We start from the raw sequence: 21,769 nt of genomic DNA on the forward strand, positions 1-21,769 counted from the left end.
CCCTCGAGGCGGCTGCGCCTACGGATCCGTCCGCAGGCGTTGCGCAGGCATGGCGGACCTCACCGCGAACGGGCAAGACCGGCGTAGTGATATGGCTGTTGGCGGACTATTCGCAACAGCCATATCACTACCGCGGATAGCGGCTCGGTGAGATCGGTCGGCCAGCAGGCGGAGGTATTGGTCAGGCAGGCGGAGTGAACTGTCCGTCTCGTATGCCTGCGGTGAAGGTGTCCCACTCGCTGGGTGCGAAGACCAACGCCGGGCCGGTGGGGTTCTTGGAGTCACGGACGCCGACCATGCCGCCGGTGAGGTGTGCGACCTCCACGCAGTCTCCGCCGGTGTTGCTGTGGCTGCTCTTGAACCACTTCGCTGCGGATAGGTCGACGCTCAAGCTTCGTACTCCTCTGCGATTGCCACCAGCAGCGTCCTGGATTCGCCTTGGTCGAGCGCTGCACTCTCGATACTCGATACAGCGGTTCGGTACCGATCGATCTCGTCGGGTTTGTCCAGGTACAGAGCCCCAGTGTAGCCCTCGACGTAGACAACGGGCGGCTCGGTCAGTGAGGGGTTCGGGTGCCTCGGGAACTCGAGCAGAACGAATGAGTTCGCCTCCAGTCCGAGGTGGCTGCCGCTCGTCAGAGGAATGATTTTGATGGATATGTTCGGAAGGTTGCTCAGTTCCAAGAGGTGACGTGACTGAGCTGCCATGACAGTCGCTCCGCCAATGTGGTGGCGCAATGCTGCCTCGCTGATCAGTACGTTGAGACTGAAGTGCTCAGGTGGTTCATCAAGGCGCGTCTGCCGTTTGGCGAGAAGTTCTATATGCCGATCGATCTCGTCATCCGATAAGGCTGGCAGGTAGTTCTTGGCCATGGCGCGTCGGTAGTCGATCGTCTGCACAAGGCCCGGCATCAAGGTCAGTTGAAACGACGTTATGCGGCAAGTGGCCTGTTCGAGCACGACGAAAAGGTCTTTGTTGTCGAGCATCGCGTCACCGTAGGACTGCCACCAGCCGGTCTTGCGGGCCTCTTCTGCCAGCCAGAGCAGTGCGTGCCGTTCGTCATCGCTCGCGCCGTAGACATCGCATAATGCTCGGATCACCATCTTCTTGACCATCGCAACCTGACCGTTCTCCAAGCGCCACAACGTTTGTGAACTCATCTCGGAGAGTTTGGCCGCCTTGTCTCTGGTGAGTCCGGCCTTCTCGCGCAGCTCGAGCAACCGTCGAGCCAGCAGTCTGCGTGGAAGCGTCGTCGTCTGAGTTGCCATGTGTTTCCCCACCCTCTCGTTAGCACTGCTACATGATCCTTCCAGTTGATCTGGAATGATCTGGACTGGGTGCGAATCCTATTGTTATCAATACATTCTCAGCGTGTCCGGTGATGTACTCGGTGTGCGCCAGATTGCCGGGGAGAACGATCGGCAACCCGTTGCCGCGCAGTCCACAACGATCACACGGAAGATGCTGGGGGTTTTATGAACGTGCGAATCAAGCATGACGGCTTGTCGATCGGGCGGGCGACCGATGCCCGGAGCAAACCGAAAGCCATTGGTTTCGTTCGTAGCGACGTGTCCGGTTCGGACGCACCACGTCATGCCAGCGAAGTGCAGCGGCATGCGCTCACGCTCGGCTATCGGTACGTCTACACGCTGCGGCCGCCGGTCGGCGTCGATGATCCGATCGGGTATCTGCTCGGGATCGCGGTCGGGCTGGAAATCGATGTGATCGTCGTCTTCGGCCTCGAGCACGTGGACAGTCTGCCCGCGCTGGTCTGCGACGCGGGCTTCGACCTGGAAACTGCTTGCCCGCAGAGCAAGTGGACGCGTTCGGGGCAGTCCGCTCGGGAGTCGGGAGTCGCGTGATGCACGAAGACACTATCGTCACTGCGCCGACCGTCTGCGATCTCGCCGAGGTCGGTTCGGCGCACCGGCAGATGCAGCGTCATCGGGCGTGCCGGATCGAGCGGTGCGGGTGGAAGTGGGTCGCTTTCTATACGCTGGTGCGTCATGGCCGGTTGGTGCCGCAAGAGTCGGGTCCACGAGAGCGCGCCCACCGTCGCGGTATCGCCTTCCCCGTCGACGGCACCGGGCTTCCGCCTGGCGAGATGCCCGAAGTCAGCACCGTCCAACAGGTACTCGACGGACTCTCATCGCTGGCGCTACCGCCGACCGACCGGGGCGATGGTTGTGCCGGGAAGAGCGAATAGCCGTGGATGCCTGGCAGGTAGCGCAGGGCGTTGTCGCCGTGGTCGGGAGTGGCGTGTGCGCTGTGGTCGGGGTGGCGTGTGTGTGGCCGCTCAACCGACCGCGCCGTCCCGGCCCGGCGAGCGGTCCCACTGGCGGCCGTTGCTCGTCGCGACTGATCGCCTGGCCGAAGGCGTGGACGTGTGGCCGACCGGAGCAACCGTTGACGCTCGCCGACGCTCACCGCGCGATGCAGCTGCACCGCGAACACGACTGCGCTCGTAAGCGCGCCGCCTCGAGGCGCTGGTCGCGGCCGGACGCGTCACGCCCGACTCGGCGCGGCGTCATCGCCTGTGGGAGAGCCCGCCGGACTGATCTGTTCCCGCGTGGCGCAGACCACAGCGGCCTTGTGAAGGTGCTCACAGTGGGGAATGGCGGAGGACGCCCAGGCCGCCCCGCTGGCCGATCACTAACAGTACGAGCGTTACGCTAAAACCCCACGTCAGGGCTACCGGTCAGTAGATTGCACCTTTGCAATTCAGTGGCAAATTTTGCAGAGTTAGCAAACGCTGCTGAAAACCTAGCTTAGATTCACACTAACAACAGGTAGACGGCCATTTCTTCGTGTGCCATCGTGTGGAAGTACACCCCAAGGGCCTAGCAAGCCTGCAAATTGCCGATCCAGCAGTACGAGCTGCCTCGTAGCTCGACCGGGCGGCATGGACCGAACGAAGAAGTGGAGTCACAGATGTCGACCACCGGCACCCCGAGGACCGCCGCGGAAATCCAGCAGGATTGGGACACCAACCCCCGCTGGAAGGGCGTCACCCGTAACTACACCGCGGAGCAGGTGTCGAAGCTCCAGGGCACCGTCGTCGAGGAGCACACCCTCGCCCGCCGCGGCTCGGAGATCCTGTGGGATCTCGTCAACAACGAGGACTACATCAACTCCCTCGGCGCCCTCACCGGCAACCAGGCGGTCCAGCAGGTCCGCGCCGGCCTGAAGGCCATCTACCTGTCGGGTTGGCAGGTCGCCGGTGACGCGAACCTGTCCGGCCACACCTACCCCGACCAGTCGCTGTACCCGGCCAACTCGGTTCCGTCCGTGGTCCGCCGCATCAACAACGCGCTGCTGCGCGCCGACGAGATCGCCAAGGTCGAGGGCGACACCGCCGTCTCCAACTGGCTGGCCCCGATCGTCGCCGACGCCGAGGCCGGCTTCGGTGGCGCGCTGAACGCCTACGAGCTGCAGAAGGCCATGATCGCCGCCGGTGCCGCCGGTGTGCACTGGGAGGACCAGCTCGCCTCCGAGAAGAAGTGCGGCCACCTGGGCGGCAAGGTGCTGATCCCGACCCAGCAGCACATCCGCACCCTGACCTCCGCGCGTCTGGCCGCCGATGTCGCCGACGTGCCGTCGGTGATCATCGCCCGCACCGACGCCGAGGCCGCCACCCTGATCACCTCGGACGTGGACGAGCGCGACCGTGAGTTCCTGGACGGCACCCGCACCCCCGAGGGCTTCTTCGGTGTGAAGAACGGCATCGAGCCCTGCATCGCGCGTGCCAAGGCCTACGCCCCCTACGCCGACCTCATCTGGATGGAGACCGGCGTGCCGGACCTCGAGGTCGCGCGCAAGTTCGCCGAGGCCGTCCGTGGCGAGTTCCCGGACCAGCTGCTGGCCTACAACTGCTCGCCGTCCTTCAACTGGAAGGCCCACCTGGACGACGCGACCATCGCGAAGTTCCAGCGTGAGCTCGGCGCGATGGGCTTCAAGTTCCAGTTCATCACCCTGGCCGGCTTCCACTCGCTCAACTACGGCATGTTCGACCTGGCCTACGGCTACGCCCGCGAGGGCATGACCGCCTTCGTCGACCTGCAGGAGCGCGAGTTCAAGGCCGCCGCCGAGCGTGGCTTCACCGCCATCAAGCACCAGCGTGAGGTCGGCGCCGGCTACTTCGACACCATCGCCACCACGGTGGACCCGAACACCTCCACGGCGGCGCTGAAGGGCTCCACCGAAGAGGGGCAGTTCCATTAAGCCGCGCCTCCGCGCGGCGGGTTCGCGGCCCCTGTGAGTCTCGCGTCCGAGCGTCCGCCGCTTGCGCCTGCGGCGCGTGCGCAACGGACACTCGGACGCGAGACGGGCCGCGAACGGCGCTCGATGGCCTCGCGCGTGGGTGGTTGCGTAAGCAGCCGAACTCGCGGACGGATGCCGACAAGTGGTGCTCGCTAGGGAAGAGAGGTTCCCGACGTGAAAACCGACATTCCTCTACTCCGGTAGGGGTGTACTGCCCTCCCCGCTGAACAGCCCCAGCGGGGAGGGCAGTCCCTATACCTTGGACCATCGAAGGGCGCGCTCACACCGGAGCGATACCTTCCCAGACCAGCCACCCCAGAGCCAGACAACCCAGCAGGAGCGGGACGTGAGCAGCGAAAAGATCCAACGCGTCGGTGTTATCGGCGCCGGCCAGATGGGCGCAGGAATCGCGGAGGTGTGTGCCAGGGCGCATATCGACGTGCTGGTGTTCGAGCAGACCCGGGAACTGGCCGCGGCCGGTCGCGCGCGCATCCTCCGGTCCCTCGATCGCGGCGTGAGCAGCGGCAAGATCACCGAGCGCGAGCGCGAACAGGCCGCCTGGCGTCTGCGGTTCACCTCGGACCTCGGCGACTTCGCCGACCGGCAGCTGGTGGTCGAGGCGGTGCTCGAGGACGAGAAGGTCAAGACGAGCATCTTCGCCGAACTCGACAAGGTCGTCACCGACCCCTCGGCCGTGCTGGCCTCCAACACCTCGTCCATCCCGATCATGAAGATCGCGGTCGCCACGGCGAACCCCGAACGCGTGGTCGGCATGCACTTCTTCAACCCGGTCCCGGTGCTGCCGCTCGTCGAACTGGTCACCACGCTGAAGACCAGCGAGTCGGTCTCCGTACGGGCCGAGGCCTTCGCCGGCGACGTGCTCGGCAAGCAGGTCGTGCGTTCGGCGGACCGCTCCGGTTTCGTGGTCAACGCGCTGCTGGTGCCGTACCTGCTCTCGGCGATCCGCATGGTCGAGTCCGGCTTCGCCACCAAGGAGGACGTGGACAAGGCGATGGTGCTCGGCTGCGCCCACCCGATGGGCCCCCTCGCGCTGACCGACCTGGTCGGCCTGGACACCGTCAAGTCCATCGCCGACTCGATGTACGCGGAGTTCAAGGAGCCGCTGTACTCGGCCCCGCCACTGCTGATGCGTATGGTCGAAGCGGGGTTGCTGGGCAAGAAGACGGGCGCGGGCTTCTATCAGTACAGGGCCTGATTTGCAGCGCCTGCGGCGCTGCGGGTTCGCGGCCCCCGGGAGTCTCGCGTCCGAGCGTCCGCCGCTCGCGCCTGCAGCGCATGCGCGACGGACACTCGGACGCGAGACGGGCCGCGAACGGTGCTCGTAAGACTCGCACTCGACAGGGCGGGGAGGTGAGCACCTCTCGATTGGGATCGAAGTGCGCCGAGGCTCTGGCTCGGGGCGGTAGAAAACAATCCCGCCGACCTTGTACGGAGTCGACCAGAAGTCGCTGTTGCCGAGCCGGTGACGGCAATCGGCATAAGCTGCACAACGACCGGGCCATGTCGACGGCTCGGCTGGGTATCCACAGCGCAGTGCCGGATCGACCCGTCGATCTCGGCGGGCCGCGCAGGTGATCGAAAGAAGGTATCCCGGTGAACGTGACCGACGGCTACGGGTCGAGCATTCTCGGCTATCCCAGGATCGGACCGCACCGCGAGCTCAAGAGGGCGCTGGAGGCCTACTGGCACGGTTCGCTCGACCGCGAGGAACTGCTGGCCGTCGGCCGCGAGATCCAGGAGACCCAGTTCAACGAGCTGGCCGCCACCGGTCTGACGCAGGTGCCCGGCAACACCTTCTCGTTCTACGACCACGTGCTGGACAACGCGCTGCTGTTCGGCGCGGTGCCCAAGCGGTTCGAGCCCTACCGCGACGGCCTGCACCCGCTGGACTTCTACTTCCTGATGGCGCGCGGCCGTCCGGATCTGCCGCCGCTCGAACTGGTGCGGTTCTTCGGCACGAACTACCACTACCGCCAGCCGGAAGTGGACGCCGACACCGAGTTCTCGCTACATCCCGAAGCCCTGCTCGACGAATTCGATCGCGCGAAACAGCGGGACATCGAATTGCGGCCGGTGGTCATCGGCCCGGTGTCACTGCTGCTGCTGTCCAAGGCCGGGCACATCCCCGGCGAGTCGGGCGGATTCGACACTCTGAGCCTGCTGGACAAGCTGCTACCGGTCTACGAGGAACTGTTCGAGATCCTCGCCAAGCGCGGCGCCACCTGCGTGCAGCTGGACGAGCCCGCGTTCACCAGCGAGCGCACGCCCGCCGAACTGGCCGCGTTCGAGGCCGCCTATCAGCGATTGGGCAAGGCCCCGCTGCGTCCGCGCATGCTGGTCACCGGCCAGTACGGCGATTTCGGTGCAGCGCTGACCATTCTCGCGAGCACCAACATCGAGGCGATCGGTCTCGACCTGGCCAGCCATCGGATGCGCCCCGAGGACCTGGCCGCGGTGCCCGGCATCCGCCGTAAGCGCCTCTACGCCGGCGTGATCAGCGGCCGCAACGTGTGGCGCGCGGACCGCTACGTCACGCTGGAATACCTCAACGAGCTGGCCAAGGTGTGCCCCGATCTGGTCGTCTCGACCGGCACCACGCTGCTGCACGTGCCCTACGACCTGCTGATCGAATACGACATCGAGGGGCACGTCGCCGACCGGCTCGCCTTCGCGAAGCAGAAGGTGGGCGAGGTGGTCTCGCTCGCCAAGGCGCTCACCGAAGGGCCGTCGGACAAGTGGCGCAAGCGGCCGACCGAGGTGCACTTCAAGCAGAAGCACGCGGTGCGGCAGCGGGTCTACGCGGTCACCCCGGACATGCGCTCGCGCGAGCCCTACGAGGTGCGCCGGGAAGCCCAGCAACGCAAGCTGAACCTGCCGCCGGTGCCGACCACCACGCTCGGGTCCTTCCCGCAGACCGCCCGGATCCGCCAGGCGCGTTACGAACTCGGCGAGGGCCGGTTGTCCTACGAGGAGTACCGCAAGCGGATCGAGGCCGAGATCGAGGCGACGATCCGGCTGCAGGAGGACATCGGCCTGGACGTGCTGGTGCACGGCGAGCACGAGCGCAACGACATGATCCAGTACTTCGCGGAGCTGCTCGACGGTTTCGCTACCACCCACTTCGGCTGGGTGCAGGTGTACGGATCGCGTTGTGTGCGACCGCCGATCATCTACGGTGACGTGTCGCGCCCCGCGCCGATGTCGGTGGAGTGGATCAGCTACGCGCAGTCGCTCACCGACAAGCCGGTCAAAGGCATGGTCACCGGGCCGGTCACCATGATCGCCCGTTCCTTCGTCCGCCAGGACCAGCCGCTGCACGAGACCGCCGACCAGGTGGCGCTGGCCATTCGCGACGAGGTGGTCGACCTGGAGAAGGCGGGCATCTCGATCATCCAGGTCGACGAGCCCGCGATCCGGGAGATGCTGCCGCTGCGTCCGGAGGGCCGCGCGGAGTACCTGCGGTGGGCGATCGGCGCGTTCCGGCTGGCCACCTCCGGTGTGCAGGCGCAGACGCAGATCCACACACACATCGGGTATTCCGGCCGCGCCGAGGTGGTCGAGGCGATCGAGCAACTGGACGCCGACGTCACCGCCATCGTGGCGACCCGCTCCATCGAGTGGGTGCTGCGGGCGCTGAAGGAGGACTGCGCCTCCGGGCACGGGCTCAGCCACGGCGTCGGCCCCGGTGTCTACGAGAGCCGGTCCGCGCGCATCCCCGACATCGACGAGCTGGACGAATTGCTCACCGCGGCCGCGGAAGCGGTGACGCCGCAGCGGTTGTGGGCCAATCCGGACGGCGGCCTGAAGACCCGCCACTATTGGCAGCTGGAGCCGTCGCTGCGCAACATGGTCGCCGCGGCTCGCCGCATCCGCAGGCGGGTGGAGTCCGCCGAGTGAGCCAGCGCGGATCAGCGCCGAGGGCCGTCTTCGTCCGACCGAACGGAGACGGCCCTCACCTGCCGCTGCCGGACGAACTCGCCGAGCAGTCGGTCGCGGCAGGCTGAGCGCGATCACTCGGTGACGGCGGCCAAGGTGCTGAGCGTCGCGAGCACCTCGGTGGCGGCGTCGGCGACCGAGTCGACCTCGGCCATCGCCAGCGCGGCGGACGTGGCGGCGCGCAGGTGCGGCACCAGCGCCAGGCAGGCCGCCGTCGCGGCGCGATCGGCCGGGGTGAGTTCGGCGTCGTCCTCGGCGGCGGATTGCCATGCTGCGGTGGCGATCACCTCGTGCAGCCAGTTCAGCAGTTCCAAGCGCAGTGGTTGCGGCTCGCGCAGCCAGGCGCGGGCGTAGGTCACATCGGTGCGCTCGTGCAGCAGTGCGCCGAGCACGACCTCGGCCGCGGGCGCGGTGACGGAGTAGATCGATCCCTGGTGCAGGACCGCGGAGAACAGGAAGACGATGCCGCGTGCCTGGTCTTCGACGGCCGCGCTGATCAAGTCGGCGAGCGCGGCGGGAGCGTCGTCCGCTGATCCGTAGGCGTGCGCCAGCCCCGCCCAGTCCGTCTCGCGCAGCACGGTCGCGGCGCGTTCGTGATAGATCGGGGCGAGCGCGGCCGCCGCCCGCGTGCGCGCTTCGGCATCGGTCGAATCGAGGGCGCGCTGGAAGGCCGCCAGCGCTACCTCCGGCTCGCCGAGCCGTTCGCTGAACACCCCGACCTCGAAGCTGGCCCGAGCGGCGACCGCGGGATCGTCGGATTCGGCCATCGACCGGCTGATCTCCCTGGCTCCGGCCAGATCACCGGCCTCGCTGAGATGCTGGACCAGATCGCCCGCGACGACGAGGGATTGATCCTCGGGCCAGCCGTCGATGGCGGTGCGGTAGACGGCTTTCACGCCGTCCAGGTCGCCCTCGGTGCGCAGGAGGTAGGCCAGATTGGACAGGGCGAGCCGGGCGATGTCGCCGGGACCGGCGCCGATCGCGCGCTCGTAGGCCGTGCGCGCCGCATCCGCGTCGCCGCGCTTGGCTCGGGAGTAGCCGAGATTGATCCAGGCGCGCGGCGCGGCGTCGGGATGCCCGGACTCGGCGGCGCGCTCGTACATCGCTTCGGCCGCCGCGATGTCGCCGCGTTCGGCCAGCAGCAGGCCGAGGTTGTAGGCGGCGCGCGGCGCGGCGTCCTCGTGGCCGGAATCGACCGCCACGTGGTAGGCGCCTTCCGCGGCGGGTTTGTCGCCCGCCGCGCTGAGCAGTCCGCCCAGTTCCGCGGCGGCCAGCGGCGCCCAGTTCGGATGACCGGAGGCGATGGCGATCTGGAACGCCTCCCGCGCGGCCACCACGTCGTTGCGCCTGCGGTGCATCTTGCCGAGGTCGAAGGCCAGGTCCGGCGGACGCTTCAGCATTGTTCCCATCCAGCCTCGGCACCGAGTGGTGCGAATCCTTTTCCGAGAGTTCTACATCGGCGCGCGATCCATGGCTACCCATAGCGTGGGATAGGCCGGGTCGCGGGTCGGCTCACGGAACGTGCCGGCCTGGACCGGACGGCCGGCGTTCAGTCGGCGCCGCTCTCGCCCGCGAGCGCGCGCAGCCCGGCGAGCAGGTCGTCGGACGAGGGCGCGTGCTCGGGATCGATCAGCCACTGCGACATCAGGCCACCGATCAGCGCGTGCAGCACCGCGCCGATGGCACGGTCGGCTTCGGCGCCGCGGCTGGGGCCGAACAGCTGCCAGATCTCATCCCGCGCGCGTCGCTGGGCGATCGCCAATTCCGCCCGCACCTCGGGGGAGTGCAGCGCCTGTGCCATGCCTTCGACGTTCGCCGACCAGAGCGGCCGATCCGCGGTGAACGAGGCGATGAGTTCGCGCCAGAAGGCCTTCAGGCGCTCCGCAGGAACGGCGGAGTCGTCACCGGGCAGCGCCGCGGCGATCCGCTGCACCGCTTCCGAGCTCGACTCGATCATCGCCTGGTTGAGCAGCTTGTCGCGGGTGCCGAAGTGGTAGTTGATCGCGGCCAGATTGCTGCCGGAGGCGGCGACGATCTCGCGCACGGTAGTTCGCGCGTAACCGCGCTCGGCCAGACACTGCTTGGCCGCGGCGAGGAGGTCTTCCCGGGTTCCCACTCCTGCACCTTAGCAGCGCGCCATACGCATGTTTATTATAGACGTTTCAAACACATGTATGTGACAACTGTTTGAAACGGGCGTACGTTCGAGTCATCGTCCGCCCGAGGAAAGAACCAGATGATGACTGCGCAGCGCGCTCTGTCCCCCTTCGAAACCAGTTACTTCGGCTCCGAGACCAGAATCGGCAGCGTTCCGGTCGGCGGCATGCCGCTGTTCATCGGTTCCACCGTGGAAGGCGCCCTGGATATCCCCACGCTGCGCCGGGTGCTCGCGGAACTCGCCGCCGCACATCCGTTGCTGCGCAGCAGGCAGGTGGTGGACGCCGAGGGGGCGAGGTGGTTGCGGCGCGACGACTCCTACCTACCGCGCCTGGCGATCGCCGAGGGCGGCGAGCCCGAGTATCTGGAGTTGGTGAACACCCCGCAAGACTGGAACGACGGGCTCTTCCGCGCCCGTCTGCTGCGCGGAGGCGGCCGCGATCGAGTTGTGCTGGTCGTCCACCACGGAATCGCCGACGGCAGATCCGCTTTCGCGCTGCTCGCCGAGCTGTGGGAGCGCTATACCGCACACGTGACCGGTTCGCCCGCGCCCCAAGCGGCTCGAGATCAGAGCCTGCCCGACGCGCTGGACACCCGACTGGCACGCATCGTCTCCGACGCGGAGGTCACCGCGCTGCTCGACCTGATCCGCGCGGGCGCGGCGATGATGACCCCGGACCTCGCGCCACGGCACCTGCCCGAGTCCGGCCACGGCGCCGCCTACCCGCCGGGCCGCTTGACCCTGGACCGAATCGAACTGGACAGCGAGCAGACCGCCGCGGTGGTCGCGGCCGCCCGCGCCCACGACCTGTCGGTGAACAGCCTGATCGGCGGTGCGGCGTTCGCCGCGTTCCGCGCGCTGCTGGAGCCGTCGGCGGGAACGCTGCCGATGGTGTGCGGCCACGCGGTGGACGTCCGCGCGGATCTGGTGCCGCCGGTGCCCGTGAGCACCATGCTCAACTGCGTGTCGGGAGTGGGCACGTTCGCGCTGGTCGATTACGGAGCGGACCCGATCGCGCTGGCGCGGACGGTGGCGGCGGGGATGCGGGCCTCCATCGACCGCAAGGAAGCGCTGGGGATGATGCTCGTCACCCAGCGTGCCACCGACCCGGCGACGAGCGCGCTGTTGTCCGCGCCGAACACCTTCACCATCTCCAATATCGGTCGCCTGCCCGCGCACGCGACGCCGCCGGGGCTGCGGATCATCCGCGACGACGTCTTCGCCATGGCGGCGGGCATGCCGCCCAAGTTGACCGTGTTCACCGTCGGCGGCCGGATGACCGTTCAGGTGGAGTACGACACCGCGCTGCACAGCCGGGCACAGTTGGACCAGGTGCGAGAAGAGCTGACCCGGGCGCTGACCTCCGTGCGCGCCGCCTGATCTCGCATCGATCCGGCCGTGAACTCACTTCGGCGGCGGGTTGTGGCGGCCCGCCAGCCGAAGGGTAAGCTGCCGTGCGAACTTGCGGCGCCGCTTGGGCGGGCCGGTGCGGTCGAGATCGGCCTCCACATCGGCCTCGACGTCGTAGCGGCGGATGTAGGCGCCCGAGAACGCCTGCACCGTCGCGGTCACCGGAATGGCGAGCAGCGCGCCGGTCGCACCGAGCAGCGCGGCCCCGGCCAGCACCGCGCCGAAGGCGACGGCCGGATGCATGTCCAGGGTCGTCGCGGTGATCCGTGGTTGCAGCACATAGTTCTCGAACTGCTGATAGAGCACGATGAAGCCGAGAATCCACAGCGCCGTGCTCGGGCCGTGCACCAACCCGACGATCACCGGGAGGGCACCGGCGAGATAGGTGCCGACCGTGGGGATGAACTGGGAGACCACGCCGACCCACAGCGCGAGGGCGAACGCCGAAGGCACGTCCAGCGTCCGCAGCAGCGCGTAGTGCGCCAGCGTCGAGGCCAGCGCGAGCAGCCCGCGCGAGTAGATGTAGCCGCCGGTCTTCTCCACCGCGATGTCCCAGGCGCGCAACACGTGGCGCTGGCGCCGCGGCGGCAGCAGCGAGCAGACGGCGGTGCGGATGCGGGGGCCGTCGGCGGCGAAATAGTAGGTGAACAGCAGGATGCCCAGACCTTGGAAGAGAGCGCCGATCGCGGCCGTGCCGATGCCCCAGACGTTGCCCGCCAATCCGGTGAGGTAGCCCTCCAGGGTCGAACTCCAGTCGGTGGCGTACTTCTGGATGTCGGTACTGGACAGATCCTGGTGGAATGTGTCGTTGATCCACTCCACGCCCCGGTCGGCGTATTCGGGGGCGTTCTTGACCAACGTGGTGACCTGCTCGACCAGCAGCGCGCCGAGGGTCCAGAGGAAGCCGACGACCAAGGCGGTCAAGACGAGGAACACCAGTCCGGTCGCCGGACCGCGCCGCATGCCGCGCCGGGCCAGCCAGTTCACCGCCGGCTCGATCGCGAAGGCGAGGAACAGGGAGACCAGCAGTACCGTCAGCAGGCCCTGTAAGCGCTCGAGCACCCAGAAGGCAGCCAGCAACCCGGTGATCGTCGCCGCGGCGAGCAGGAACGCGCGCGGCAGCCAGGGCGGCATGCCGCGCCCGGCGATGGCCGTATTCGGCGTCTCGTCTTCGTCATCGGCGGACACAAGGCCAAGGTACCCACGCCGACACCGGTTCGCGGCCGGACAACGCGCGTCCGCGCCGGTGCGGCGAGCAGGCTCACATGGTGGAGACGTCGATGACGAACCGGTAGCGCACGTCGCTGGCCACGACGCGGTCGTAGGCGCCGTCGATCTCGTCGGCGGCGATCAGCTCGATCTCGGCGCCGATGCCGTGCTCGGCGCAGAAATTCAGCATCTCCTGGGTCTGCGCGATGCCCCCGATCATCGAACCAGCCACCGAGCGGCGGTTCGCGGCGAGGTTGAACGGCTTGACGCTCATCGGGTTCTCGGGCAGACCGAGGATGACCAGGGTGCCGTCCAGATTCAGCAGGCGCAGGTAGTCGTCCATCTGCAGGTTCGCCGAAACGGTGTTGAGGATCAGGTCGAACCGGCCGCGCAGCTCGCGGAAGGTCTGCTTGTCACTGGTCGCGTAGTAGCCGCTCGCGCCGAAGAGCTTGCCGTCCTCCTGCTTGCTCAGCGAATGGCTCAGCACGGTGACCTCGGCGCCCATGGCGGCCGCGAGCTTCACCCCGACGTGACCGAGCCCGCCCATGCCGATGATCGCGATCTTCTTGCCAGGCCCTGCGCCCCAGTGCCGCAGCGGCGAGTACAGCGTGACGCCCGCGCACAGCAGCGGCGCGGCGACGTCCAGCCCGATGCCCTCGGGGATGGCGACCACGAAATTCTCGGTCACCACGATCTGGGTGGAGTAACCGCCGAGGGTGTGACCACCGGGCTGCACCGCCGGGTCGACCACGGAGTTGTAGGTCATGGTGGCCCCCGCGGTGCAGTACTGCTCCTCGTCGGCCAAGCACGGCGCGCACACCCCGCAGGAACCGACCATGCATCCGACGCCGACGTGGTCGCCGACCCGATACCTGCTCACCGCGGAGCCGACCGCGGCGACCACGCCCGCGATCTCGTGACCCGGTACGCAGGGGTAGCGGGTGCGGCCCCACTCGTCGCGCGCGGTGTGGATGTCGGAGTGGCAGATGCCCGCGAACTTTATGTCGATCAGCACGTCGCGCGGCCCGAGCTCCCTGCGTTGGATCGTGACCTTCTCGAACGAGCCATCGGGGGCGGACAGGGCGTAGGCGGCGGCTGTGCTCATGAAGACATGCCTACCGCCGCATGGGTGCCGTTGCCAACTACGACACGGAAAGGGCACGTTCACGTGCCCTTTTCCGGCGCGGTCGCCGGATCGGTGATCTTCGGCGGCGTTCTTTGGCGACAATGGAGTCGGTGAGCGGTTCGGCCGAGGCGGGAGAGCCATGGACGAAGAACGGCAGCAGTGGACCGGGGCGCGGCGCGGGCCGGGCGGCGGCCGGGTGTTCATCCTGGTCGGCACCCTCGTGCTCGCCATGGCCGTTTTTCTCGGGTATCGCGGCGATCTCCCGGCAGACAACCGGCCCGATCCCGCCGAGACCGTGGCCTCGGTCGGGTTCGCCCCACCGCAGCCGCTGGACCCCGGCGCGATCACCGCGGCGGTGCGACCCGCCTTGGTCAACGTCAATGCCTCGGCCGAGCGGTCCGGGCCCGGCGCGGCCGGGTCCGGGATCGTCCTCACCCCCGACGGCGAGGTGCTCACCAGCCACCACGTGGTCAAGGGCGCGGACACGGTGACCGTCACCGGCGTCGGCAACGGCAAGGTGTACGACGCGGTGGTGCTCGGCTACGACTCCGAGGCCGATATCGCGCTGCTGGACCTGGCCGCCGCCGAACTGCCGATCGCGACGATCGGCAGTTCGGCCGGATTGCGCCTGCGCGAGGAGGTCCTGGCGATCGGCAACGCGGGCGGGACCGGCGGCACGCCGACCGCGGTGCACGGCCCCCTCACCGATCTGGACAGCGCGATCGTGGCGGTCAACGCGGCCGATCTGTCCCGCAAGGCGCTCAGCGGCATGTTGGAGGTCGCGGCGGCGGTCACGCCGGGACAGTCCGGCGGCGCGCTGGTGGACCGGAACGCGTCCGTGGTCGGCGTCATCGCCGCGGCGTCGGGCGACGGGGCGCGGGCGGCCGATCAGCCGGCGAACGGCTACGCGGTGCCCATCGATGCCGCGATGCGAGTGGTGCGGCAGATTCGCTCCGGCACCCCGACCGACACGGTGCACGTCGGCCCGACGGCCACGCTGGGTGTGCTCATCTCCAACGCGCTGCCCGCGGGCACGGGCGCCCGCGTGGACGTGGCGCTCTACGGCATGCCCGCCTACGCCGCCGGTCTGGCCGCGGGCGACGTGATCACCTCACTCGACGACCACGCCGTCACCAACGCGCAGTCCCTGCGCGCGGCGTTGAATACGCGCAAGCCGAACGACACCGTTCGATTGGGCGTCACCGGCGCGGGCGGCGAGCGCACGGTGCGGGTGGCGCTGGTTGCGGGTCCGCCGAATTGATCGGCCGGGATCAGACCAGCGACAGCCAGTAGTCCTGGAAGCGCAGGAACACCAGCAGCAGCACCACCGCGAAGAACAGCGCGACGATCGTCCAGCGCCACTCGGCGAGCACGCCGAGCGGGCCTCGGGAGCGCCCCCACAGTTGATCGGTGCTCACCGCGAGCAGCGGCGTGATGATCGCCCACACCACCATGCAGTACGGGCACAGCGCGTTGATCCGGTACAGGCTTTCGAAGATCAGCCAGCAGACGAAGCCGACCCCGAACACGGTGCCCAGCCACACGCCGCCCCAGATCCAACGCGGGAAGCCGACCCCCGCCACCGAGAGCACGCCGAGCGTCACGACGACGGAGAATCCGACCACGCCGATCAGCGGATTCGGGAACCCGAAGACCGCGGCCTGGTCGGTCACCATCACCGACCCGCAGGACAGGATCGGGTTGAGGCTGCACGACGGGGTGTAGCCGGGATCGGTGAGCAGCTTGAACCGTTCCACGGTCAGCGCCACCGCGGCCAGCCAGCCGGCCAGCCCGCTGATCAGCAGGACCCAGGCGGCCCGGGGCCCCGCGGTGATCACTGGCCCGCGGCGGCGCTGATCACGGGTGCGAGGCCGCCGTTGCCGAAGATCTCCTGGCTGGACTCGACCTTCTTGCCGTTCACGAACACCGAGGGAGTCGACTGGATGCCGCTGGCCAGAACTTCCTTGGTGTTGGCCTGGACGTACTTGTCGTACTTGTGGTCGGTGATGCACTGGGCGACCGCGTCGTCGGTGTAGCCGACGCTCTTGGCGATCTGAACCAGCTGGTCGTCGGACAGACCCGCGCCGCCCTCCGGCGGCTGCTGCGCGAACATCGCGTTCAGCCAGTCCTGGTACTTCGACGGATCGGCCTCGGCGACGCAGTAGGAGGCGCTGCCCGCACGCGAGGAGTACCGCGTGGTGGACGCCTTGTCCAAGAACGCGATCACGTTGTATTCGACCACCGCGGTGCCGTTGTTCACCGCGTCCTCGAGCACCTGGCCGTTGGCGGCCTCGAAGGCCTTGCACGCGGGGCACTGCAGGTCGGCGACCACGCGCACGGTGACCTTCGCGTCCGGATTGCCGATCCGAACGGCTCCGTTGTCGGTGATCGAGGCGGGAACGGCGCCAGGGTCCTGGGTGGCGGTCGCGGCGATGGACGGGGCGGGGCCGGGATCGTCGTTGCGGGCCTTCTGCACCGCGATGCCGATGCCGATGGCCGCGATCAACCCGACGAGCACGGCGGCGACGGCCACCTGGATCAAGATCTTCCGATTGCGGTCGGCGCGTTCCGCCGCCAGCAGCGGGTTCGACTTCCCACCCTGGTTTTTGCTCACCGTGCGTTCACCACGCCTTTCGCTCGCCGGACGGTTCCTGCCGTCACGATCGTAGATCCGCCGACCACTCTCCCGCGTGAGCGGCCCACGCCCGCCATCATGGTCGTCCTACCTGAGAGATTCCGAAACATCCGGTCGGCCACCGCTGATTCCGGTCGGCCGACACGTTCAGCGCGGCATGATGCCGGTGAGGACCAGATCGACGGCGTCGCGGGCCAGCCCGGGCGGCAGTTGCTCGCCCAGTTGCGTGACGTGCAGATGGACCAAGCCGCCCAGGGTCAGCATGGTCAGCCGGGGATCCACCGTGGCCGCCACGTCGCCGCGAGCGATGGCGCGCCGGACGATCTCTTCCGACGATGACAGTCGCCGCACCCAGAATTCGCGCCGGATCGCATCGACCTCGGGGTCGGACTCGGCGATCACGGTGCCGCGGATCAACGCCCGGCCGGATGGCGTCCCGGCGAAGCGAACGAGATCGGTGGTGAACCGCTCCAGATCGCCGCGCAGCGACCCGGTGTCCGGCAGCGGGATCTCCTCGGCCACCCGGGACAGCAATGCGTCCAGCAGCAATCGGGGCAGTGTCTTCCAGCGCCGGTAGATCGAGGTCTCGTGCACGCCCGCGTCCGCGGCCACATCGGCGATCCGCACGGTGGCGATGCCGGCCGACTCGATGCGGGCCAGGGTCGCGTCGAGTACGGCTTTGCGCAGACGCGCGCCGCGCAGCTGTGCGGGGGAGTCACTCATCGGGCGATCATCGCAACTCATCTTGCGTTGTGCGGGCCCGGCCTCTACCGTGACGCTATCGCAAGTCGACTTGCGATAGCGGAGAGGACTGGCATGGAGGACGTGGTCTCGGGGCGCTGGCGAGGCGAAGTCCGCGGCGAGGTCGCGGTGTTCCGCGGGATTCCGTACGCACGGGCGGAGCGATTCGCACCGCCGGAGGCCGTCGCCGCGCCCGACGGGGTGTACGACGCGACGCGCCGGTACGCGATAGCGCCGCAGTTGCCGGGGCGGCTGGAGAGCGTGATGGGGCGGGCGGAGCCGCTCGAGCAGTCGGAGGACTGTCTCGCGCTCACCGTCACCGCCCCCGTGGACGCCGGACCGGGCGCCCGTCCGGTGCTGGTGTGGTTGCACGGCGGCGCCTATCTGGCGGGCAGCGGGCAATGGAATCTGTACGACGCGGACCGGCTGGTGGGCGAGACCGGCGCCGTCGTGGTCTCGGTGAGCTATCGGCTGGGCGTGCTGGGATATCTGCGCGCACCGGGCATCTCGGCGGGCAATCTCGGCCTGCGCGATCAGATCATGGCCCTGCGCTGGGTGCGCGAACACATCGCCGAGTTCGGCGGCGATCCGGAGCGCGTCACCGTGTGGGGGCAGTCGGCGGGCGCGCAGTCGGTCGTCGCGCTGCTGGGGATCGCGGAGGCCCGCCCGCTGTTCGCCGGGGCGATCGTGCAGAGCGCGCCCTTCGGCGTCGGGTTCCTCAGCCACCGGCGGGCCGAGCGGATCGGAGCGATGTTCCTGACCGAACTCGACGCCGATCCGCGCACCGCCCCGGTACGCGAACTGCTCGCCGCGCAGGGCCGCACCGTCCGGCGGGCCGCAGGACCCGGCGCGATGAACCCGGCGCCACCCTTCGCGCCCGTGGCCGACGCGGGACTGCTGCCCGACGAGCGCACGTGGCGCGCGGCGGTGCGCGACGCGGCCACCGATCTGCCGGTGCTGCTCGGGTGCGCGGCCGAGGAGGCGCGGGCGTTCTACGGCGGCCCGCATCCGATCTTCGGCAAGCTCCGGCGGCTGCCGGTGGTCGGCGCCCGGCTCGACGCGGCGGTGCAGCGCCTGATCGGGCGAAAGGCGTTCGAGCACGGGCTGTTCCGCTTCGCCGACGAACTGGCCGACGCCGGGGCGCGCGTGTACTGCTACCGGATGGGACAGCTGCACCCGGCGAATCCGTACGGCGCCTGCCACTGCATCGATCTGCCGCTGCTGTTCGCCGACGGCGACACCTGGCACACCGCCCCGATGGTCGCGCCCCTCACGGCGGCGGAGATCGACGTGCTCGGCCGCCGCACCCGCGCCTACTGGGGCGAATTCGCGCACACCGGGCGGATCGCGGACACCTACTGGACCCCGCACCGACCGAGTTCCCGTTCCGTCCGGCAACTGCCCTGAGCGCGGTCGCGGCGCACTCGGCGTGCCTCATCGCAGACCAGGCAGCGGGGTCACGGCACGGCCCCTTCACCTCACGCTTGGGCCAAGCGCTCCCGCTGCGCCGCGACGTCGAACGTCGCCGGAGGCCAGTCGAGTTGGAGCCGTTCCAGCGCCGCGATCAGCAGTTCGGTGACCGCGAGACGGGCGAACCACTTGCGGTCGGCGGGTACGACGTGCCAGGGCGCGTACCCGGTGGATGTGCGGTCCAGCATCGCTTGGTACGCCTCCTGGTAGGCGGGCCAGTACGCGCGCTCGTCGATATCGGACGGGTTGAACTTCCAGTATTTGTCCGGACGCTCCAGCCGCTCGGCCAGGCGTCTCTTCTGTTCGTCGAGTGAGACGAACATCGCCACCTTCACCAGCGTGGTGCCCCCGTCCACCACTTCGCGCTCGAACGCGTTGATCTCGTCGTAGCGCGGCTCCCACACCGTGGGCGCCACCAAGTCGTGCACCCGCACCACGAGTACGTCCTCGTAGTGCGAGCGATCGAAGACACCGATCTGGCCCGCCCGTGGCAATGCCTTGCGAATGCGCCACAGAAAGTGCTTGCTGCGTTCTTCCGGCGTCGGCACGCCGAACGCGGCGTGGTCGACGCCCTGCGGGTCGACCGACCCGATGACGTGCCGGACGATGCCGCCTTTGCCCGCCGTGTCCATGCCCTGCAGCACCAGCAGCACGCTGCGGCGATCGCCGCCGGCGCGGCCGTTCGCGTACAGCTTCTCCTGCAGATCCGACAGCACCAGGCTGCGTTCGGCCAGCAGGGCGCCGCCCGACTTCTTGTCACCGGTGAATCCCGGCGTCGCGGAGGTGTCCAGCTCGGCGACTTTCGAGCCGTCGGCTCTCAGTGCCTCGGTGGGCGGGACCGTCCAATGCTTCGGCATGCCGTAAACCTACCCACGCGGGAGTTCCCCATGCTCAGACTTGTGCGAGGCGTAGCAGCTGGGTGGCGAACTCCTCGTCCGACACCGGAGTGAGGACGAGATCGTGCGCGGTGGTGAGCAAGTAGCGACCGTCGCCGGTGAAGTCCAGCCAGGTGCGGTGGCGGGTGGGCGGGGACATGGGATTCTCCGGCTCCACCGTGACGGTGATGAAGCCGCGTCCGTCCACCGGCTTGCGCAGGGTTTGCCGGAATTTCGCCGCGCCGCGGTGACCATTGGTGACGAACGGCTCCGTCCGGTCGGGGCTCAGCACGGCGTCCTGCGGCTCGCGCATCGGAGCCAGCCTGCCCGGCCGCGCGGACCCGATGATGTGCACCAGGCGTTCGCCCACGGCGCGGGCGTGGCACATCTGCACGGTCACCCGGTCGGGGGTGGCGACCAGGATGCCCGCGTGGTTGTGCACCACCGCGGCGAAGGCGAGGATCCGTTCGGCCTCGGGCTCACCGCCGTTGCGCGGCAGCGCGGAGCGTTCGCCCGAGACGGTGATGGTGGTGGCGTCGTTGCGCGCGCAGAGCATCAGCGCGGCGGCCAGGTCCGGATCCGCTTGCCGGGCGAAGCGCTGTGGCAGGCCGAGGGCGTGGTACTCCGATTCGGTGCGCACCGTGGCCGAGGGGACCATGTTGACCGGATAGGGCCTGCGGTCCAGGCTCGTTTCGTTCGTCCAGACATGCGTGAATTCGTCCGGGCTGAGCACCCATTTCACCGCGCGCCGCCTCCGCGGACGGAGTTCGGGTCGGCCGGTGCGGCACGGTCGCCCGCCGAAGTTTCGTGCGGCCGAGGGAACTGGGGAACGTGATCGCCGGTGGCGGGCATCGTCGGGGTGTAGACATAAGTCATGGTGTCCCGGACATCCGCCTCGATGTCTGCCGCCGCACTATCGTGTTCCATCCTACGTTTTCCACCGTAAACCGCTTCGGCGGCCGGGTCAGCGAGCGGCCGATACCGCTGCGGCGGTGCGATAGCGCCCCGGACCGTCTGCGCGGCATCGCTATTCAACTCCATCAGCCGCGCGACCGCCCGGCACACGTCGTGCGCGTCCACGCCCGCACGAACGAATTGCCTGGTCGCGCCCACCGCGGCGTCGGCTGCGCGGCCGGACCAGCGGGCGAATTCCCGATTGGTGGCATCGGAGAAGGCTTGGAACGCTTCGGCTACCGCGGTGGCGTTGGCCTGCCATGCCTCCGCGATCCGGCCGAGCGCCGCCGGATCGAGGGTTTCGTGCACCAGGTCCCAGATCTGCTGATGGGTGTAGGCCCCGAACAGCTCCCGATCCGGCGCGTAGGCGGGGTCGGTCGCCCCGTCGGTGAAACCGGCCAATTCCTGCCGGATGCCGTCGGCGGCTGCGCGTGCCGCGGAGTCTGCCATCCCTCGTCCCCCTCAGTCGTTCCCGGCGCACCGGCGGGTGCTCACCGGGGCTCCAGGTACTCGGTGATCAGCCGCAGCGCGGCCTGATTGGCCGCCTCGGCATCGGCCAGCCGGTTGGCCGCGGCGAGATACGCGGCTTTGAACAGCAGCGCGGTCTCCTGGAACGCGGTGAGGGTGTCCAGGTATTGCCGTCCCTTGTCGGCGAACCCGTGGGTGAGCCCGTGGCCGGTGGGTAGGTCGGGAAAGCCGGTCACGTCGGTGACGAGATGTTCGCCCGTCATCGCGCGACGCAGATCGTCGACGAGTTTGTCGCAGGCGGCGGCGAGGTTCTCCGCGACCGCGGTGTCCAGCTCGAACGGTTCGCCCCCGCCCGCGCCTACCGCCGCGGCGTACAGCTCTCGCGCCGTCCCCTGCCCGGTATCCGGTACCGCCACGTGGAAGCCCCCTTCCGCTCGGTCCTGTTCGTACCGCGCTGTACTGGACTCGCACTTTACCGGTCGGTACAAGACGCCGGACCGCGTCG

21 protein-coding genes are annotated in these 21,769 nt (G+C 68.6%); 8 read left to right on the forward strand and 13 right to left on the reverse strand.

Going from position 1 to position 21,769, the window contains the following annotated elements; translation table 11 throughout:
- Positions 1 to 181 precede the first annotated feature (181 nt).
- A complete protein-coding gene (locus HOV91_RS00740; RefSeq protein WP_174183427.1) occupies positions 182 to 391 on the reverse strand; it encodes a DUF397 domain-containing protein in 210 nt (69 codons plus the stop codon).
- A complete protein-coding gene (locus HOV91_RS00745; protein ID WP_174183428.1) occupies positions 388 to 1,269 on the reverse strand; it encodes a helix-turn-helix domain-containing protein in 882 nt (293 codons plus the stop codon). Before HOV91_RS00745 ends, HOV91_RS00740 begins: the two co-directional genes overlap by 4 nt.
- 300 nt (positions 1,270 to 1,569) lie before the next feature.
- On the opposite strand from HOV91_RS00745, the gene HOV91_RS00750 reads away from it, so the two are divergent.
- The 5 genes from HOV91_RS00750 to metE all read left to right on the forward strand — a co-directional run bounded on the left by HOV91_RS00750 (position 1,570) and on the right by metE (position 8,179).
- Positions 1,570 to 1,863: a hypothetical protein gene (locus tag HOV91_RS00750; protein ID WP_174183429.1), complete on the forward strand. Its 294-nt coding sequence runs from the start codon at positions 1,570 to 1,572 to the stop codon at positions 1,861 to 1,863.
- Positions 1,863 to 2,207: a hypothetical protein gene (locus HOV91_RS00755; protein WP_174183430.1), complete on the forward strand. Its 345-nt coding sequence runs from the start codon at positions 1,863 to 1,865 to the stop codon at positions 2,205 to 2,207. The genes HOV91_RS00750 and HOV91_RS00755 overlap by 1 nt, the downstream gene beginning before the upstream one ends.
- Before the next feature lie 725 nt (positions 2,208 to 2,932).
- The gene (aceA, locus tag HOV91_RS00760) at positions 2,933 to 4,222 is read left to right on the forward strand and encodes an isocitrate lyase (protein WP_174183431.1); all 1,290 of its coding nucleotides are present in this window, start codon (positions 2,933 to 2,935) and stop codon (positions 4,220 to 4,222) included.
- 385 nt (positions 4,223 to 4,607) lie between these two features.
- Positions 4,608 to 5,477: a 3-hydroxybutyryl-CoA dehydrogenase gene (locus HOV91_RS00765; RefSeq protein ID WP_159921574.1), complete on the forward strand. Its 870-nt coding sequence runs from the start codon at positions 4,608 to 4,610 to the stop codon at positions 5,475 to 5,477.
- Between the two features lie 398 nt (positions 5,478 to 5,875).
- Positions 5,876 to 8,179: a 5-methyltetrahydropteroyltriglutamate--homocysteine S-methyltransferase gene (gene metE, locus HOV91_RS00770; RefSeq protein ID WP_174183432.1), complete on the forward strand. Its 2,304-nt coding sequence runs from the start codon at positions 5,876 to 5,878 to the stop codon at positions 8,177 to 8,179.
- A gap of 113 nt (positions 8,180 to 8,292) precedes the next feature.
- Here the strand turns inward: metE and HOV91_RS00775 are convergent, their stop codons facing one another.
- Complete coding sequence (locus tag HOV91_RS00775) at positions 8,293 to 9,618, reverse strand: tetratricopeptide repeat protein (protein WP_174183433.1); 1,326 nt, start codon at positions 9,616 to 9,618, stop codon at positions 8,293 to 8,295.
- A gap of 149 nt (positions 9,619 to 9,767) precedes the next feature.
- Complete coding sequence (locus tag HOV91_RS00780; protein ID WP_174183434.1) at positions 9,768 to 10,334, reverse strand: TetR/AcrR family transcriptional regulator; 567 nt, start codon at positions 10,332 to 10,334, stop codon at positions 9,768 to 9,770.
- 120 nt (positions 10,335 to 10,454) lie between these two features.
- On the opposite strand from HOV91_RS00780, the gene HOV91_RS00785 reads away from it, so the two are divergent.
- Complete coding sequence (locus HOV91_RS00785) at positions 10,455 to 11,756, forward strand: phthiocerol/phthiodiolone dimycocerosyl transferase family protein (protein WP_174183435.1); 1,302 nt, start codon at positions 10,455 to 10,457, stop codon at positions 11,754 to 11,756.
- Between the two features lie 24 nt (positions 11,757 to 11,780).
- Here the strand turns inward: HOV91_RS00785 and HOV91_RS00790 are convergent, their stop codons facing one another.
- Both HOV91_RS00790 and HOV91_RS00795 read right to left on the reverse strand, forming a co-directional pair.
- Entirely contained in the window at positions 11,781 to 12,974 is a 1,194-nt protein-coding gene (locus HOV91_RS00790; protein WP_312884413.1) for an AI-2E family transporter, read from the reverse strand.
- A 73-nt stretch (positions 12,975 to 13,047) separates the two neighbouring features.
- A complete protein-coding gene (locus tag HOV91_RS00795) occupies positions 13,048 to 14,100 on the reverse strand; it encodes an NAD(P)-dependent alcohol dehydrogenase (RefSeq protein ID WP_174183436.1) in 1,053 nt (350 codons plus the stop codon).
- A gap of 160 nt (positions 14,101 to 14,260) precedes the next feature.
- On the opposite strand from HOV91_RS00795, the gene HOV91_RS00800 reads away from it, so the two are divergent.
- Positions 14,261 to 15,382, forward strand: a complete 1,122-nt coding sequence (locus HOV91_RS00800; RefSeq protein WP_174183437.1) for a S1C family serine protease — start codon at positions 14,261 to 14,263, stop codon at positions 15,380 to 15,382.
- 10 nt (positions 15,383 to 15,392) lie between these two features.
- On the opposite strand, the gene HOV91_RS00805 is transcribed toward HOV91_RS00800, so the two are convergent.
- The 3 genes from HOV91_RS00805 to HOV91_RS00815 all read right to left on the reverse strand — a co-directional run bounded on the left by HOV91_RS00805 (position 15,393) and on the right by HOV91_RS00815 (position 17,500).
- Complete coding sequence (locus tag HOV91_RS00805; protein WP_174183438.1) at positions 15,393 to 15,959, reverse strand: vitamin K epoxide reductase family protein; 567 nt, start codon at positions 15,957 to 15,959, stop codon at positions 15,393 to 15,395.
- On the reverse strand, positions 15,956 to 16,735 hold the full coding sequence (locus HOV91_RS00810; protein WP_312884414.1) for a DsbA family protein: 780 nt from the start codon (positions 16,733 to 16,735) through the stop codon (positions 15,956 to 15,958). Before HOV91_RS00810 ends, HOV91_RS00805 begins: the two co-directional genes overlap by 4 nt.
- Before the next feature lie 168 nt (positions 16,736 to 16,903).
- The gene (locus HOV91_RS00815) at positions 16,904 to 17,500 is read right to left on the reverse strand and encodes a TetR-like C-terminal domain-containing protein (protein ID WP_438822617.1); all 597 of its coding nucleotides are present in this window, start codon (positions 17,498 to 17,500) and stop codon (positions 16,904 to 16,906) included.
- A 72-nt stretch (positions 17,501 to 17,572) separates the two neighbouring features.
- Here HOV91_RS00815 and HOV91_RS00820 point away from each other — a divergent pair, with 72 nt between their 5' ends.
- Positions 17,573 to 18,904 carry a carboxylesterase family protein gene (locus tag HOV91_RS00820; protein WP_174183440.1) on the forward strand — a complete coding sequence of 444 codons (1,332 nt, stop codon included), beginning with the start codon at positions 17,573 to 17,575 and terminating at the stop codon, positions 18,902 to 18,904.
- A gap of 71 nt (positions 18,905 to 18,975) precedes the next feature.
- On the opposite strand, the gene HOV91_RS00825 is transcribed toward HOV91_RS00820, so the two are convergent.
- From HOV91_RS00825 to HOV91_RS00840, 4 genes are read right to left on the reverse strand one after another with little or no spacing between them, the layout of a single operon-like run.
- Positions 18,976 to 19,824, reverse strand: a complete 849-nt coding sequence (locus tag HOV91_RS00825) for a polyphosphate kinase 2 family protein (RefSeq protein WP_174183441.1) — start codon at positions 19,822 to 19,824, stop codon at positions 18,976 to 18,978.
- A gap of 34 nt (positions 19,825 to 19,858) precedes the next feature.
- Positions 19,859 to 20,584, reverse strand: a complete 726-nt coding sequence (locus HOV91_RS00830) for an ESX secretion-associated protein EspG (RefSeq protein ID WP_174183442.1) — start codon at positions 20,582 to 20,584, stop codon at positions 19,859 to 19,861.
- Positions 20,581 to 21,246: a hypothetical protein gene (locus HOV91_RS00835; RefSeq protein WP_246349632.1), complete on the reverse strand. Its 666-nt coding sequence runs from the start codon at positions 21,244 to 21,246 to the stop codon at positions 20,581 to 20,583. The genes HOV91_RS00830 and HOV91_RS00835 overlap by 4 nt, the downstream gene beginning before the upstream one ends.
- A gap of 41 nt (positions 21,247 to 21,287) precedes the next feature.
- The gene (locus HOV91_RS00840) at positions 21,288 to 21,680 is read right to left on the reverse strand and encodes a hypothetical protein (RefSeq protein WP_174183443.1); all 393 of its coding nucleotides are present in this window, start codon (positions 21,678 to 21,680) and stop codon (positions 21,288 to 21,290) included.
- Positions 21,681 to 21,769: the final 89 nt, after the last annotated feature.

It is taken from the genome of Nocardia barduliensis, from assembly GCF_013315795.1.
Classification (GTDB): Bacteria; Actinomycetota; Actinomycetes; order Mycobacteriales; family Mycobacteriaceae; genus Nocardia; species Nocardia barduliensis.